Raw genomic sequence first — 14671 nt, 5'->3', positions numbered from 1 at the left:
ACCCCTTACTTCTGGAGCGCGACGTCCGTGAACAGCGCCTTCGGGTCGAAGTCGTTCTGGATCATGCCGCCGGCCCGGAACGTGTTGTAGGTCTGCGCCCACCCCTCGAGCGACTGGTAGCCGAAGCCGTGCGCCCTCGCGTCGGCGCTCCAGACCAGCCTCTTGATGGCGGGCCACTTCGCTGTCTCGAGCTTCTTGTCGGTCTCGGGAATCGCCTCAGCCAGCGCGGCGACCGCCTCGTCGACGTGGTCGAGCGTGTAGGTCCACGACTTGAACGTCGCCAGCGCCATGCGCTTCGCCAGGTCGCGGTCGCGGTTCAGGAGCCCTTCGCTGGTGAAAATCGTCTGCCCGTAGCTCTTCACGTGATAGTCGGCGTAGTTGATGATGTTCATCGGGAGGCCGCGGCTCTCGATCACGACGACCTCGTTGGTCAGCAAGAGGCCGGCCGCGTCGATGCTGCCTGCGACCAGCGGCCCCACGGACGCGGTCACGTTGACGACGGTGATGCGGCCCGCGTCGAGGTTGTTGATCTTGAGGAACGCGTTCCAGAACGCGTGCACGGTGCTGGCCGGGTTGTCGCCCACTTTCTTGCCGTACAGGTCCGTGGGCTTCGTGATGTTCCTGCTCTTGAGCGAGGCGAGCACCGTCGGGCTGTTCTGCAGCAGCACGCCGAGCGAGACGACGGGGATCTTCTGCGCGCGCCCGACGGTGACGGCGTCGGCGACCGCGACGCCGAACATGCTGTCCCCCGCACCGACGAGCTGCACGGCGGCCGACGAGCCGGTGCCCGGCAGGATGGTGAGGTCGATGCCCTGCTGCGAGTAGAAGCCTTTCTTCTTGCCGAGGTAGTACGGCGCGTGCTCGGCGTTCGGGTTGAAATTCAAGCGCAGCGTCGCTTTCGTGAGGCCCGCCGCCCGCGCCTCGCGCGGGCCGCCGAGCCGCCGGACCCCGGCCGCGCCGGACGCAGCGGCAAACGCGCCGGCCCGGATCAGCGTCCGGCGGGTCAGACGTCGAGTCGGAGCTGTGGTGAGTGAAGACGTTTCGTCCATGCCTCTCCCCCTTTGAGGTCCTGCTCTGCGGTGCTGCTCAGCCCAGATGGGAACGGATCAAACCGGCCAGCACCTCGGCCTCGGCGACGGCCTGCGAAATCGGAACGAAGTCAGCGCCGGTCGGCCAGACCCCGCCGGTGGCGCCGTACATCACCGTGGGAACGCCCAGCCGGCACGGACCGCCCGCGTCGAAGGTGCCTTGTCCGTACACGGTCTCGGCGTCGGCGCCGGTCACGCTGCGATGCGCGGCGCCGAGCGCGGCCACCCAGTCGAGGTGCGGATCGACCAGCGCGGGCCACATCAGAACGCCGGTCTCGACGGCGACCTCGTACGGCGCCATGTCGCCGATGGCGCGGCGCACCTCGTCGGTCGCGATCTCCGGGTCGTCGCCCGGCAGCAGACGCCGGTCGACCGCGAGAAACGCCTCCGCCGGCAGCGTGTGCGGGGCGACCGGCTCGAAGCGCATCTTGTAGACGATCGCGTGCCGGCCGCCGAGGAGGGGGTGCCGGTCCGCCCACTTGAGCCGGCGGAGCCGGTTGATTACCTCGTTGGCGGCGTCGATCGCGCTGAGCCCCTCCGAGGGGGTGCTGGAGTGGGCGGCGCGCCCCTTCACATGCACGTTGACGTCCACGCGGCCGCGGTTCCCGAGCGAGATCTTGAGGCCGGTCCCGATCTGAATGATGCCGAACGACGGCGTGGGGTCGAGGGCCTTGATGATCGCGTCCGAACACTCGTGGCTGCTGCGGCCCTCGTTGTTGACCGCCCAGTACAAGGTGCCCTCGAGCCGCGCGCCGGATTCGACCAGCATCTTGAGGACGGCGAGCATGACGGCCTGGTGGGCCTTGTTCTGGCTGACGCCCTGCCCGAACACCGCGGGCTCGGGGCAGCCGTAGGCCGCGGCGTTCGCGACCTTGCCGGAAAACGGCTCGTCCATGAGGTTGTGGTGCTGCGCCGGCGTGTAGTTCTGGATCAGCAGCGCGCGGCCCGAGCGGCCGGCGCCGAGCCGCGCGACGAGATTGTTGCGCGGCACGTCGAGGAGATCGTAGACGCCGATCGCGACCAGCTCCGGCCGCACCACATCCTGCACGTAATGAACCAGCTTCGGATCGTCCGGCTCCATGAGCGTGTTGAAGCCGAGCAGGACGTCGGTCGGAACGCGCGCGAGGCGGGACAACGTGTCGACGAGGTAGCGCTCATCCACCGGGGCGGTGCGGGCGGGGCCGGCGTTCATTTCACAGCGGCCGGCCGCCGAGCCGGCCGGCATGCGCGAGGGCGCCGAGGAGATTCAACATGAGCCGGACGGCGACCCGGCACGTGAGGTCCCCGCCGTCGAGATCCGGCATGATCTCCACCACGTCGAAGCCCGCCACACGGCCGCGTCCCGCGACACCGCGGAGGATGCCGGTCGCCTCGTCGTAGGTGAGGCCGCCGAAGGCCGGGCTGGCGACCGCCGGCGCGACGGACGGATCGAGGCCGTCCACGTCGAACGTGATGAAGTATCGCTCGGCGTCCGGAATCCGGCCAAGCGCGGCCTCGACGCCGCCGCGGTGCACCTCGGACGCGCCGATCAGCACGGAGCCGTAGGCCCGCGCGTCGTCGAACTCTCCGCGTCGGGCGCTGCCGAACCCGCGAAGCCCGATCTGCGCCATGCCGCGGACCCAGGGCATCTCGGACGCCCGGCGCATCGGGCTGCTCAGTCCGTCGCGGATGCCCTCCCGCTCGTCGCGCCAGTCGATGTGCGCGTCGATCTGTACGATGCACATCGGCGCCTGCTCCGCGTAGGCCCGCAGCACCGGGATCGGGATCGAGTCGTCGCCCCCGAGAACGAACGGCACGGCGCCCCTGTCGAGGATCTCCTTGACCGCTTCCGTCGTCGCGCGCGATGTCTCGTCCCAGCGGCCGGGCACCATCGCCACGTCGCCGCAGTCGACGATCCGGACGGCCCGTCCGGCGAACAGCTCGCCGCTGAAGTCGAAGTCGTAGTTCGTCGCGTACCAGGGGACGTACCGCATGGACTGCTCGCGCAGCGCCGCCGGCGCGCGGCTCTGCGACGCCGCCGTCTGCAGGTCGTAGGGCGCGCCGAACGGCACGCCGATCACGGCGACGTCGGATGCGAGCGCGCGGAGATCCGTGCACCGTTCCACGTCGAGAAACGTCGGACGGCCGGCCGGAACCGGGGTGAGACGGACGGACACGCCTCCATTCTTCTCCCGCGGCGCGGCCGACCCCTGGACCTCTAAGACCCCTGGACCTCTAAAAGGAGGCGCGGCCGGCGCGGCCGGCGCCGGTCACCGACGGGCACGTCCGGCCGGTCTAATAGCTCGGGACTGACGGCCGAGCAATTGGAGAACGAATTACGGTCGGCAACTCGCCGCGGCGGTCGTACCATGCCGCAGGGCCCACGGCTGGCGAGTCTGCTGTCCCGTCTCCTGCCCGGCCGCCGGTCGTAGAGCCGGCAGTTCCGCGGGCGCTTGGACCGCGTCAACCGGCCGGCGTCATCGGACGCCCGGGGGTAAGGTATTCCCCTCGATCGTAACGGCGGCAGCACGGAATCGGTCCCCCGGTACCCTTCGACCAATCCTCCCAAGATAATGATCCCGGCGGCGAGAATGGTTTGAAATATGACGAGACTCTGCAGCATTGGAGAGTGAGCCATGACGCGCCGTCCAACCCCGCAGCGGATTGCCGAGGCCGCCCGCGATGCGATGTGGGCCCAGGATCAGGCAAGCCGGGCGCTCGGGATGCGGGTGCTCGCTGTCGGACCCGGCCGCGGCCGGGTGCGCATGTCCGTGCGGCCGGAGATGTGCAACGGACACCACATCTGCCACGGCGGCATGCTGTTCACACTCGCCGATTCCGCGTTCGCGTACGCCTGCAACTCGTACAATGCGGTCACGGTAGCCAATCACTGCGCGATCACGTTCGCCGCCAGCGCCCATGAGGGCGACGTGCTCGTGGCGGACGCGGTCGAGCGGCACCGCGGCGGCCGGACGGGAGTCTACGACGTCACGGTGACCACTCGGGCTGGGAAACTCATTGCCTTGTTCCGAGGCCACTCGACGCAACTATCCGGCGTGGTCGCACCCGGCCTGACGCCGGACGGCCCCGGGCTCCGTCGCGCCGCTCCTGCACCGCATCGCCGCGCGTCCGGGCGGCGCCGGTGACCCATCTTCAGGGGGATCTCGTTGCGCGCGGCATCAGTTTGATTGTCGCCTCTCGTGCCTGCGGGCTCACGATGTGGTTGACGATACTTGCGGCGTAACGCCGGTACTTGGTGCGATACGCGGCATCAAGCTGGTCGTCGATGTCGGAGCCGGCGTCCACGAAGGTGACGTCCTTATCGATACCGCCGGCCTCGATATGGCCTTCGCGGCGCGCTTGAGTGCCGCGGAACCAGGCGCCGGCTCGCCCCTTAACAGAGCGAACGTAGAGGTCGTCGCCGTGGCGAACAACCCAAATCGTCACCGGATTTCGCCGCGTGCCGTCGCGTCGGAGCGTCGCGATCTCCAGCTCCTCCGCCGTTCCGATCTTGTCGAGTTCGTCGTTCGTCCACGCCGCCATCAGCCGCCGCCCGACGTCTCGACCGCGCGCTCCATGGCCAAGCGATTGACCGCGGCGATCTCCGTCGCGATGAGCCGCTCGAGTTTGCCGATTTCGGCATCGACGCGCGCCATGAGCTCTTTCGAGACGGCCGCCGCCTGCTTCGTCGGCGCGGTATCGGCAACGGAGACAGTGTTGATCAGGTCCACGAGCGTATCGTTGAGGCCGGCGGGGTTGCGCAGCACGTCGCGATCCGACTCGCGATGGACGTCCACCAGTACGGCTTCGACGGCCGACAGTTGCCGGGCCACGGCCGCCGCCCGCTCGGCCAGCTCGCGCGTCTCGTTGCCTGCTCCCTCGGCCAGCACCCCGAGCCGGCGCTTCAGCCGGCGGATGCGGTTGACCGTGGCGTTGACCTTGCCGAGCGAGCCCGTCAATTCCCGCAACAGTTCGAACTGCGCGCGGTACGCCTCGGACGTCGTCGACAGGCGGGGATCCTTCACGACCGAGAACTCCGCGGCCGAGGTCTCCGCGCCAACCAGCAACTCCACCCGATAACGTCCCGGCACCACCGTGGGACCGGGCGTGGGCTCGGCCGGCTCCGCCAGCTGCTTGTTGCGGGGCGGCGCGAGACTCGCGTCGAGCCGCTCCGGTCCGGGATACTTGAGATCCCAGACGAACCGATTGAGCCCCGGACGAACCGGCGGCCGCTTCGCGGCGGCCAGCGCCGTATCGTCGCTGCGGAACGTGGCGATCGCGGCCCCCGAGGCGTCACGGACCGTGAGGGCCACCGGCCCGGACGCGCCGTCGTCGAGCCAGTAGTAGATGATCGCACCGTTCGGCGGGTTCTCGCCGACGTCGAGATGTTCGCGGCCCGTTGTCCCGTCCGGCCTGCGGAAGGTGCGGATCCCGCCGCCTAGGCCCATGGCTATCCCGAACGCGACGCCGCTCGGCCGAAGATTTCGGAGGGCCCCGAAGTGCAGCTTCGTGCGGACCGTCGGGCGCGGCTCGAACAACCGAGGTCCCTTGTTGCCCTCGGCGACGCTTCTGAGCGGCGTAATGTCGTCCAGGATCCAGAAGGACCGGCCGTGGGTGGCGGCCACGATATCCCCGTCCTTGATCTTGAGGTCGTAGACCGGGACGACCGGGAGGCCGCCGCCCATGCGGTTCCAGTTGCCCCCGTCGTTCACGGACACGTAGACGCCGGTCTCGGTGCCGGCGAACAGCAGGCCCTTGCGAACCGGATCGGCCCGCACAACGCGGGTGATCTCGCCCTCCGGAAAATCGCCGTTGATCGATTCGAAATGCCGCCCGCCGTCGGTGCTCCGGAACAGGTACGGCCGGTAGTCCGCGAGCTTGTAGCGCGTCGCCGCGAGGTAGATCGTGTCGGGGTCGTGCCGCGAGATCTCGACGCAGCCGACGTAGGCGAGCTCCGGCATGCCGGGCGGCGTGACGTTCTGCCAGGTCTTGCCGCCGTCGCGCGTCACGTGTACGAGCCCGTCGTCGGTCGAGGCCCAGATCTCCTCCCGCCGGTGCGGCGAGGGGGCGACCGACGCACAGGTCGCGTGCACCTCCGCGCCGGCGCTCTCGTGCGTGATGTCGCCGCCGGAGTGCCCCTGGCGGCTCTTGTCGTTGAGGCTCAGGTCGGGGGAAATTTCCTCCCAGCTCATGCCCTCGTCGCGGCTGCGGAACACGTGGCTGCCGCCGGCGTAGAGCGTGCCGCTGTCGTGCGGCGAGAAGACGATCGGGAACGTCCAGGCGAAACGGTAGCGCATGTCCTTGGGCGCGACGCCGGTCGACTCTTCGGGCCAGACGTTGACCAACTGAATCTGCCGGGTGCGGTGATCGTACCGCTGCAGCGCCCCGGCGCCGCCGACGCTGGAGCCGATCGCGCCGACGTAGACGATGTTGGGATCGTCCGGATGGACGGCGATGAAGCCGCTCTCGCCGGTGCCGGGATAGGAACAGTCACCGAGAGCGATCGCGCCCCAAGCGGTGGCGCTCGGCACCGAGATCGAGCTGTTGTCCTGCTGCGTGCCGTACACGCGATAGGGATACTGGTTGTCGATGTCGATGCGGTAGAACTGCGCCGTCAACTGATTGTAGATCGTCGACCACGTCTCGCCGCCGTTCGTACTCACGCAGGCGCCGCCGTCGTTGCCCTCGATCATCCGTTTCGGATCGGCAGGATCGATCCACAGATCGTGGTTGTCGCCGTGCGGCGTTTGGATCTCGGTAAAGTCTGTCCCGCCGTCCGTGGACTTCCAGAGCTGAAAATTGGCGACGTAGACCGTCTCGCCGTGGCCGGGGTCGGCGAAGACGTGCGTGTAGTACCAGGGCCGGTGCATGAGGTCGCGGTTGGACGAGACGAGCGTCCAAGTCTCGCCGTAATCGTCCGAGCGGTACAGTCCCGTCGTCTCGGGTTCGGTCTCCACCAGCGCCCAGACGCGGCCGGCGCGGGCGGGCGACACCGCGACGCCGATCTTGCCGAGGGGACCGGCCGGCAGCCCGGGATACCGCGAGATTTCTGTCCAGGTGTCGCCGCCGTCCGTCGAGCGGAACAGGCCGCTTCCCGGCCCGCCGCTCGACAGGTTCCAGAAGCTCCGGCGCGTCTGCCAGAATCCCGCAAAGAGGATGCGGGGATTGCGCGGGTCCATCGAGAGGTCGACGGCGCCCGAATTGGCGTCCCGATAGAGCACCTTGCTCCACGTCCTGCCGCCGTCCCGCGACCGGAACACGCCGCGTTCCTCGTTCGGGCCGAACACGTCGCCGAGCGCGGCGACGTAGACGAGATCGGGGTCTTGCGGATGGATGTGGATGCGCCCGATGAACCGGGTCTCGCGGAGGCCGAGGTGGCGCCAGGTGCGGCCGGCGTCGGTGGACTTGTACACACCATCGCCGTACGACACGTCGAGCCGGATCTCGGTTTCACCCGTGCCGGCGTAGAGAACGTTCGGGTCTGAGGGCGCGACGGCAAGCGCTCCGATCGCGGCCGAGCTGAGATAGCCGTCGCTGACGCAGCGCCAGTACATGCCGCCGTCGGTTGTCTTCCAGACGCCGCCGGCGCAGGCGCCGAAATAGAACACCTCGCGGTCCTCAGGGTCACCCGCGACGGCGACGACGCGGCCGCCGCGCGGCGGCCCGATGCAGCGCCATTTGAGGGCGTCGAGTTTCACGGCCGAACCCGAAAATTCTGCATGGAAGGTTCCTCCTGTCGCCTGCCGAGCTCGGAAACGATGTAGGGGGTCTGTGGCGACGGCCACCCAGGCGTGCGGCCCGTTTGACCTCGATGCAGGTTTCCCATTTTGCCCCCCGCATTCCTGTTGGACATTTGCCCGGGTAAAGTCGGCCATTTCGGGCCTCGTGACCCCCAGGAACGCAGGAATCGGATCGACCGATCCTAAGCGATTGTCGATAATCTGTACCGGGAGGTGGGCCATGAGGCTCACCGTTACGTTGAAGCGGGCCTACGATCCGCCCGGCCGCGGCGACGCCCCGCGGGTGCTGGTCGACCGCGTGTGGCCCCGCGGCGTTTCAAAGGAACGCCTGAAGGCTGTCGCCTGGCTCAAGGAGCTCGGGCCGAGCACCGGGCTGCGCAAGTGGTTCGGCCACGATCCCGTCCGGTGGCAAACATTCCGCGCACGGTACCGGCGAGAATTAGCCGCGAAAGGCGCGCTCCTCGAGGAACTCGCCGGATACGCCCGTCAAGGAAAGCTGACGCTCGTGTTCGGCGCGCGCGATCCGCTCCACAATCAGGCCGTGGTCATCAAGGAGATGCTCGAGAGGGAGCGCGGCCGCACCCGGCGTGCTCGACCCGTCCGTGGCAAAACGCGCTAACGGCACGTCCCGGCCGGCCCCCCACGGCCCGACCCCGCCCGCGGAGAGCGGGCCTGCCGGCGGACCGCTCGCCTTCACCTTCGGCACCTGGTTCACGTGGACGTCGGTCGGTATTGCCTTTCCTGCGCTTGGCCTGGCACTCGTAGCCACAGCCGGATCGCTCGCGCAGGGCGCCTACGAATCGCGTCCGGCCTTCGTCGCCACGCATCTCTCCACGCTCGCGTGGGGGACGATGACGATCCTGGGCGCCGCGGCGCAGATGGCGCCGGTTCTGCTCGGCGTGAGGATTCGCGGCGAGCGCACGATCCCGTGGCTGTTCCTGACGTTCGCCGCGAGCACGGTGACCGTTCTTGCCGGGTTCGCAGCCGGCCGCTATGGTCTCGCCGCCCTCGGAGGCGCCGGCGTCAACCTGGCGGCGTGGTGGTTCGTCGCGGTGCTGGGCGCGACGGTCGTCTCGGCGGGGCCGAAGCGCGCCGTGTTGAGTCCGCATATCCCCGCGGCATTAGGATGCTTCGTGCTGGTCGCGCTGTGGGGCACGCTGCTCTCGGCCAATCTCCGGTGGGTCTTCTGGCCCGGTATTCTCGTCGCCCATCGAGGGCTCGTCGTCCACCTCACCCTTGGGCTCGGCGGCTGGTTCGGCTTAATGGTGGTCGGGGTGTTCTACCGGCTGGTGCCGCTCGTCCACGGCGCGCGCGTCGCGAATACGCGACGGGGTGCCGCGATCCTGATGTTGGCGGTCGCCGCCATCGCCTCGGTAGTGGCCGGCGTCGCCGCTCCCGCAGCGTGGCTTCTGCGCGCTGCGGCGTTCATCGCCGCGGGCGCGCTCCTCCTCTTCGTCGCCGAGATCGTCCATGTGATTGCCCGCCGGCGCAGTCCGGCTCCGGATTTGAACGTCGCGCACTGGTACGCGGTCGCGGCCTACTCCATTGTGCTGGCCGCGATCGCCGCAGGGTGGGGCGCCGGGCTGCTCCAGACCGATCCGCCCGACCGGCTTGGCGAGGTTGCCGCGACGCTCTTCCTCTTGGGATGGGTGACTCAGGCGATTATCGGACAGCTCTACAAGATTACGCCGTTTCTCATGTGGTATTACCGCGCGACAATCCCCGACGTGCTCGCGATCCCGCGCCAGCCGGCGCCCTACAATCCCCGGCCGGGCCGCGTGGCGCTGTGGCTCAGCAACCTCGGGGTCGTGGGGCTGGCCTACGGCATATGGACCGACGCGCCCGGGGCCGCGCAGGGAGGCGCTGCGCTGTTTGCCGCCGGGGCGTTCATTCTCGCCTACATGCTGGCGTATCGGTGGGTGCCGCCGGCGCTCACCGGAGTGCTGACGCTCGAATGGCGGTGGCGCATTTCCTGATCAGAGCCGCACCCGTGAACTGCGTGTGCAGCACCTCGCCGGCGCGTGTGGTGGCCTGCGTCCGGCCTCCGGAGAGCGTCAGAGTGTACACCCGCACCGATTCCGGCGCTCCGAGTGCGGGCGCCGGAATCGGCGGGCGCGCAGCTGTCAGCCGCGGAAGCGATGGCTCACGGCGGCTTCCTTGTGTCTCCCTACTTGGCGGGCAGGACCTTGATGACGCCCACGGCGCCCTTGCTGGTGTACGCGAACGCGTGCGTGACGAACGGATAGAGTCCGGGCTGGTCGATCGTCAACTCGAACATCGCGCCGCCGCCCGGCGGGATGCCGTAGGTCTGCACGCCGCGCAACACGTTGGCCGGGTTGCCGTCGACGTAGACCTTGTCGAAGATCCAGCCGATCACGTGGAACGCCGAGAACAACGTTGGCCCCGCGTTCAGCACGTACAGGCGGATGCGCTCCCCGGCGCGTACGGTCAGCGGGTGCTCCTGGTACTGGTCGGCGATGCCGTTAAACACCACGTAGTCCGGTTTGACGTCGAGGACCTTCTGCGCATCCGGCTGGTAGGTGTTGTTCGCGCCCGCCCGGACGTAGAACTCGCTCTCGATCAGCCCGAACTCTTTGGCCGGCGGCAGCGGGGTCTTCGGGTCGACGATGACGGCGCCGTACATGCCGCTGCTGATGTGCATGAACGCCGGCGGCGTGCCGCAGTGGAACATGAACACGCCGGGGTCCTTGGCGATGAAGCTGAAGTTGAGCGTCTTGCCGGCGGCTACCGGCTGGTACCACACGTTCCAGGGCGTTGTCGCGGCGTGGAAGTCGACAGAGTGCGACATCGGCGTCTTGTTCACGAATGCCACCCGGACCTCGTCGCCCTGCCGCACGTGAATCAACGGCGCCGGGACCGAACCGTTGAAGGTCCAGAGCGGCACCTTGACGCCCGGGGCGATCGCCTGGACGGTGTCGCGGGCCACGATCGTGATCTGCTTGACGTGCTGGTTCCCGACGGCCGGAAGCGCGGCGTCGTAGAACCCATTCTCACCGTTCTGCGCCGAGGCCGTCGGCGCTCCCGGAGCGACGAGTAGCGCCGCGAGCGCGGCCAGGGCCGCCAGCGGTGCGCACCGGTGAACGAGACACTTCGCGATCGACATCAACATGAGTCTCCCTCCCCGTTTGAGCTTCGTTCGAAGGACGGCCGATCCGCCATCCTTGTGAGAGCGCGATGGGCGCCGTTCGGCCATCTGCGCAGTCGGCGAGCGTCAGTGCCGCCAGCGATTCGGCGATCCGCGGCCGGATCGCATTCCAGGACTCGTGCAACAGGCAGGGCCGCTGCTCCGAGCACCCCTCGCTCCAGAAGATGCAGCGCGCGAACAGATCCGGTCCCTCGATGTCCTCGAGGATCTCGCGGACGCTGATCTCCCGGGGATTTCTGGCGAGTTCGTAGCCCCGCCGCCGCCCGCGATGCGAGCGTAGGACCCCATGATGCGCCAGCCGGCTGAACGTCTTCGCGAGAAACGTTCCGGGCAGGGCCTGCGCGGCGGCCACCGTCTTCACGGCCAGCACGGTGCCGGGCCGCTGCCGGGCGAGGTAGATCAGGCCGGCCAGGCCGTACTTGCTCTCTCGACTGAGCTTCATTGCCCCTCCAAGACGGACTCAACGGACCTTTTTGATCTGATATTTGAATACCAGAGCGCGCTCGGCCGCGGCTTTGCGCTGGAACAAAGACGGCCGGCCCCGCTTCGCGATAGGCTTCACGGCGTACGACGTTGAGAGGCGGCGTAGCCGCCGACGGGGACACCGCGGGGGAACACGGCACGGCAGCGTGTAAGGGAGGAGCGTCGATGAGCGCCCTGATGAGCTCGTACCGGACGGCCGTGGCGTTCACGCCCGAGCGCTTCAATCCCGTCCCGATCGCTCAGAGCGACCGCGTCAAAGTGCTGCTGGTCTGCCTTGAACCCGGTCAGTTCATCCCCGTTCACCGGCCGGGGGTCGACCTCACGATCGCCGTGCTGGAAGGCGAAGGAACCCTGGCCCTCGGCGACCGCGAGGAAGCGATCGGGCCGGGAGCCGTCGCGTTTGCGCCGGCGGGAACGGCCCGAGGGCTCAGGGCCGCCACCCGGCTCGTTGTCCTCAACGTCGTCACTCCGCCGCCGACCGATGCGGACCACGCCGGGGTCGCCGCGGGGCTGCGGCGCGGACGCTGGCAATAAGTTCGCGGGTGATCGCCCGCCGGATCCGCCTGCCCCTCGCCGCGCTCGGGGTGCTGGCGCTGCTGGCCGGTCTGTGGGCGGGACTGATCCGAATCGGGTGGCCGCTGCCGCCGCTCGAGCCGGCCCTGCCCCTGGCTCATGGGCCGCTCATGGTGTCGGGTTTCCTCGGGACCCTCATCGGCCTCGAGCGGGCCGTAGCGCTCGGCCCTCCGGCCGCATACGCCGTGCCGCTGCTGAGTGGACTCGGCGGCCTCGTCCTGCTGCTCGGCGTTCCTGCGCCGGCGGCCCCGGTGCTCATGACTCTGGCGAGTGGAGGGCTGGTGGCGATCTTCGCGTCCGGCTTCGGCCGCCACCCGGCGTTCTTCACCGGCGTGATGGGAGTGGGAGCGCTCGCCTGGATGATCGGTAACGCCCGCTGGCTCGCGGGCGTGCCCGTCTACGGCGCGGTATTCTGGTTCGGTGGCTTCCTCGTGCTCACGATCGTGGGCGAACGCCTGGAGCTGAGCCGTCTCGGCCGGCCGGCACCGCTGAGCCGCGGCATTTTCCTGACTGTCGTCTCGGTCTATCTGGCCGGGCTCCTCTTGACGTTACGCGAGGCAGACGCCGGCGCGCGTCTCCAAGGACTGGGGATGCTCGGGCTCGCGCTATGGCTCCTGCGTTTCGACATCGCGCGATACACGGTCCGGCAGGCCGGACTCCCGCGGTTCATCGCGGTGAGCCTGCTCTCCGGCTATGTCTGGCTGGGGATCAGCGGGAGCCTATGGATCCTGTTCGGCGGATCAATCGCCGGTCCGCTCTACGACGCGACGCTGCACGCGCTTTTCCTCGGCTTCGTGTTCGCCATGATCTTCGCGCACGCACCGATCATCCTGCCGGCGGTGCTGGGCGGGACGGTCCCGTATCGGGCTGATTTCTACGCGCCCCTCGCGCTCCTCAACGTCTCGCTGATCGTGCGTTTGTGCGGCGATCTGAGCGGCCTCGGCGACATCCGGCGGTGGGGCGGGTTACTCGGCGTCCTCGCGGTGTTGGCCTTCGTGGCCAACACCCTGCGCACCGCGCTGGAAGCCCGGAGGCGATAATGGCGTGGTACGTGCTTGCCGTGTCGCTGCACATCCTCGCTGCGTGCATCTGGATCGGCGGCATGGTGTTCCTCGCGGCCGCCGTCCTGCCCGTCCTCCGCAGGCCCGCGTATCAGAGTGTGGCCGTGCCGCTGATCCACGCCGTCGCGCTTCAATTCCGGTGGATCGCCTGGACGACGCTGGGCCTGCTCGTTGCGACGGGGATCTGGACCCTCCACTTTCGTGGATACGGCTGGGCGGAGGTGCGGGACGGATCGCTGTGGCAGGGCGGATTCGGTCACATCCTCGGCATCAAGCTCGTGCTCGTGGCGCTGATCCTTGCGATCAGTGCCTGGCACGATCTCATCGTGGGCCCCCGGTTCACTCAGGCAGCGCTCGCGGATCCCGGCTCGCCGCGCACGCGGCGCCTGCGCCGCGCGGCCGCATGGGTCGGACGGCTGATGCTCATCCTTTCGGTCTCAGCCCTGGCGCTCGGCGTGATGCTGGTCCGCGGCGCACCATAGAGGGCGCGCCGGCGGGGGTCACCAGCCGAACCGCTCCTTGAGCTCGCGGGACATCATCTGAGGCTCCCAGGGAGGTGTCCACACCAGCTCGACATCGACGCCGCCGACGTCCGGGAGTGCGGCGGCGGCTTGGCGCACGGCCTCCGGGATCATCTCGTTCATCGGGCACAGCGGCGTCGTCAGTGTCATCGTGACAAACACCTTGGACCCGATCACCTGGACGTCGTAGACCAGGCCGAGATCGACGATGCTCGCTCCAAGCTCGGGATCGACGACCCCGCGGAGCGCGTCCCGCACCTGCTCGGCCGTCACCATCGAACCGCCACCTCAGCCCTCCCGGCGCTGCGCGGGCGCGCATGCGAGCTCATGACCGGCCGATGCGCACCCGCCAGACCTCCGGCCCCTGCTCGAGATACGTCCAGGTGAACTTCCCCGGCTGCTCCGCTTGGAACTGGTAGTAGAGCGGCTTGGGATCGTGATCGTTGACGAGGACGAACGCCTGCCCCGAACCGAGCGTCTCAAACGTCGCGAAGATGGCCGCGTGACGCCGGGCGGGCGCCAGCCTCCTGACGTCGAGGTCGGGCTGCGCGTCTGCGGCCGGCCGCTCCCCGGGCGCCTCGTGCATCTGCGCGATGATGCGCTGCTGTTCGGCCTCCGGCGCGTACTGCCCCAGGACCGGCATGTACACCTGCTCTTCCTTCTGCAAATGGACCTCGAACAGCGCTTGGAGCTGCCACGTCAAGCGCGTGAGATCCCGCACGGCCTCGATGCGCGCGGCGCCCTCGGCGTTCCGGAGACGTCCCGCCGTCTCCTCGATCGCCCCGACGTAGCGCTCGATCGCCCGGTGATCCATCCGCATCGTCGCGGTGGCCATGCCGTGCGCCTTGAGCAGCGGCTCGACCGCCGGATACAGGTACCGGTCCTCTCCGGCCGCGTGGGGAAGCAGCTCTTCGCGCAGGAACCGAACGAACGGTGCCGGATCGGCCGCGGACGCGCCGCCGGTCAGCGCGTCCGCGTATCCTGTCATTTTGCCGGCCAGCTCCTCGTGATGGTGCCGCAGTGCCTCACGTGCCGTTGCCGTAGTCATCGCCGTCCCTCC

General features: G+C 68.8%; 15 protein-coding genes. 6 read left to right on the top strand and 9 right to left on the bottom strand.

Going from position 1 to position 14671, the window contains the following annotated elements; translation table 11 throughout:
* Window positions 1-5: 5 nt before the first annotated feature.
* From VKT83_13875 to VKT83_13865, 3 genes are read right to left on the bottom strand one after another with little or no spacing between them, the layout of a single operon-like run.
* The gene (locus tag VKT83_13875; GenBank protein ID HLY23547.1) at window positions 6-1049 is read right to left on the bottom strand and encodes an ABC transporter substrate-binding protein; all 1044 of its coding nucleotides are present in this window, start codon (window positions 1047-1049) and stop codon (window positions 6-8) included.
* A gap of 37 nt (window positions 1050-1086) precedes the next feature.
* Entirely contained in the window at window positions 1087-2280 is a 1194-nt protein-coding gene (locus VKT83_13870) for a M20/M25/M40 family metallo-hydrolase (GenBank protein HLY23546.1), read from the bottom strand.
* 1 nt (window position 2281) lies between these two features.
* Window positions 2282-3244, bottom strand: a complete 963-nt coding sequence (locus VKT83_13865) for an agmatinase (GenBank protein ID HLY23545.1) — start codon at window positions 3242-3244, stop codon at window positions 2282-2284.
* A 459-nt stretch (window positions 3245-3703) separates the two neighbouring features.
* On the opposite strand from VKT83_13865, the gene paaI reads away from it, so the two are divergent.
* On the top strand, window positions 3704-4213 hold the full coding sequence (gene paaI / locus VKT83_13860) for a hydroxyphenylacetyl-CoA thioesterase PaaI (protein HLY23544.1): 510 nt from the start codon (window positions 3704-3706) through the stop codon (window positions 4211-4213).
* Window positions 4214-4220: 7 nt separating this feature from the next.
* On the opposite strand, the gene VKT83_13855 is transcribed toward paaI, so the two are convergent.
* Window positions 4221-4610 carry a DUF2255 family protein gene (locus tag VKT83_13855; protein ID HLY23543.1) on the bottom strand — a complete coding sequence of 130 codons (390 nt, stop codon included), beginning with the start codon at window positions 4608-4610 and terminating at the stop codon, window positions 4221-4223.
* Window positions 4610-7765 carry a glycosyl hydrolase gene (locus tag VKT83_13850; GenBank protein HLY23542.1) on the bottom strand — a complete coding sequence of 1052 codons (3156 nt, stop codon included), beginning with the start codon at window positions 7763-7765 and terminating at the stop codon, window positions 4610-4612. Before VKT83_13850 ends, VKT83_13855 begins: the two co-directional genes overlap by 1 nt.
* A 262-nt stretch (window positions 7766-8027) precedes the next feature.
* Between VKT83_13850 and VKT83_13845 the strand changes: the two genes are divergently transcribed.
* Entirely contained in the window at window positions 8028-8426 is a 399-nt protein-coding gene (locus VKT83_13845) for a DUF488 family protein (GenBank protein ID HLY23541.1), read from the top strand.
* Entirely contained in the window at window positions 8410-9783 is a 1374-nt protein-coding gene (locus VKT83_13840; GenBank protein HLY23540.1) for a hypothetical protein, read from the top strand. Before VKT83_13845 ends, VKT83_13840 begins: the two co-directional genes overlap by 17 nt.
* A 191-nt stretch (window positions 9784-9974) precedes the next feature.
* Here VKT83_13840 and VKT83_13835 read toward each other — a convergent pair whose 3' ends face one another.
* Entirely contained in the window at window positions 9975-10937 is a 963-nt protein-coding gene (locus tag VKT83_13835) for a multicopper oxidase domain-containing protein (GenBank protein HLY23539.1), read from the bottom strand.
* Complete coding sequence (locus tag VKT83_13830; GenBank protein HLY23538.1) at window positions 10819-11415, bottom strand: Rrf2 family transcriptional regulator; 597 nt, start codon at window positions 11413-11415, stop codon at window positions 10819-10821. Before VKT83_13830 ends, VKT83_13835 begins: the two co-directional genes overlap by 119 nt.
* Window positions 11416-11621: 206 nt before the next feature.
* On the opposite strand from VKT83_13830, the gene VKT83_13825 reads away from it, so the two are divergent.
* The 3 genes from VKT83_13825 to VKT83_13815 are packed head-to-tail and all read left to right on the top strand — an operon-like array spanning window position 11622 to window position 13572.
* Complete coding sequence (locus tag VKT83_13825) at window positions 11622-11990, top strand: cupin domain-containing protein (GenBank protein HLY23537.1); 369 nt, start codon at window positions 11622-11624, stop codon at window positions 11988-11990.
* 8 nt (window positions 11991-11998) lie between these two features.
* Complete coding sequence (locus VKT83_13820; protein ID HLY23536.1) at window positions 11999-13069, top strand: hypothetical protein; 1071 nt, start codon at window positions 11999-12001, stop codon at window positions 13067-13069.
* Entirely contained in the window at window positions 13069-13572 is a 504-nt protein-coding gene (locus VKT83_13815; GenBank protein HLY23535.1) for a CopD family protein, read from the top strand. Before VKT83_13820 ends, VKT83_13815 begins: the two co-directional genes overlap by 1 nt.
* 18 nt (window positions 13573-13590) lie before the next feature.
* Here VKT83_13815 and VKT83_13810 read toward each other — a convergent pair whose 3' ends face one another.
* Together VKT83_13810 and VKT83_13805 are read right to left on the bottom strand one after the other, a co-directional pair.
* Window positions 13591-13887: a metal-sulfur cluster assembly factor gene (locus tag VKT83_13810; protein HLY23534.1), complete on the bottom strand. Its 297-nt coding sequence runs from the start codon at window positions 13885-13887 to the stop codon at window positions 13591-13593.
* A gap of 49 nt (window positions 13888-13936) precedes the next feature.
* Complete coding sequence (locus VKT83_13805) at window positions 13937-14659, bottom strand: DUF2249 domain-containing protein (GenBank protein ID HLY23533.1); 723 nt, start codon at window positions 14657-14659, stop codon at window positions 13937-13939.
* Window positions 14660-14671 lie beyond the last annotated feature (12 nt).

The sequence above is a fragment of the bacterium genome (assembly GCA_035308905.1).
GTDB lineage: Bacteria > Sysuimicrobiota > Sysuimicrobiia > Sysuimicrobiales > Segetimicrobiaceae > DASSJF01.
This window is presented reverse-complemented; position numbering and strand designations above follow the sequence as displayed.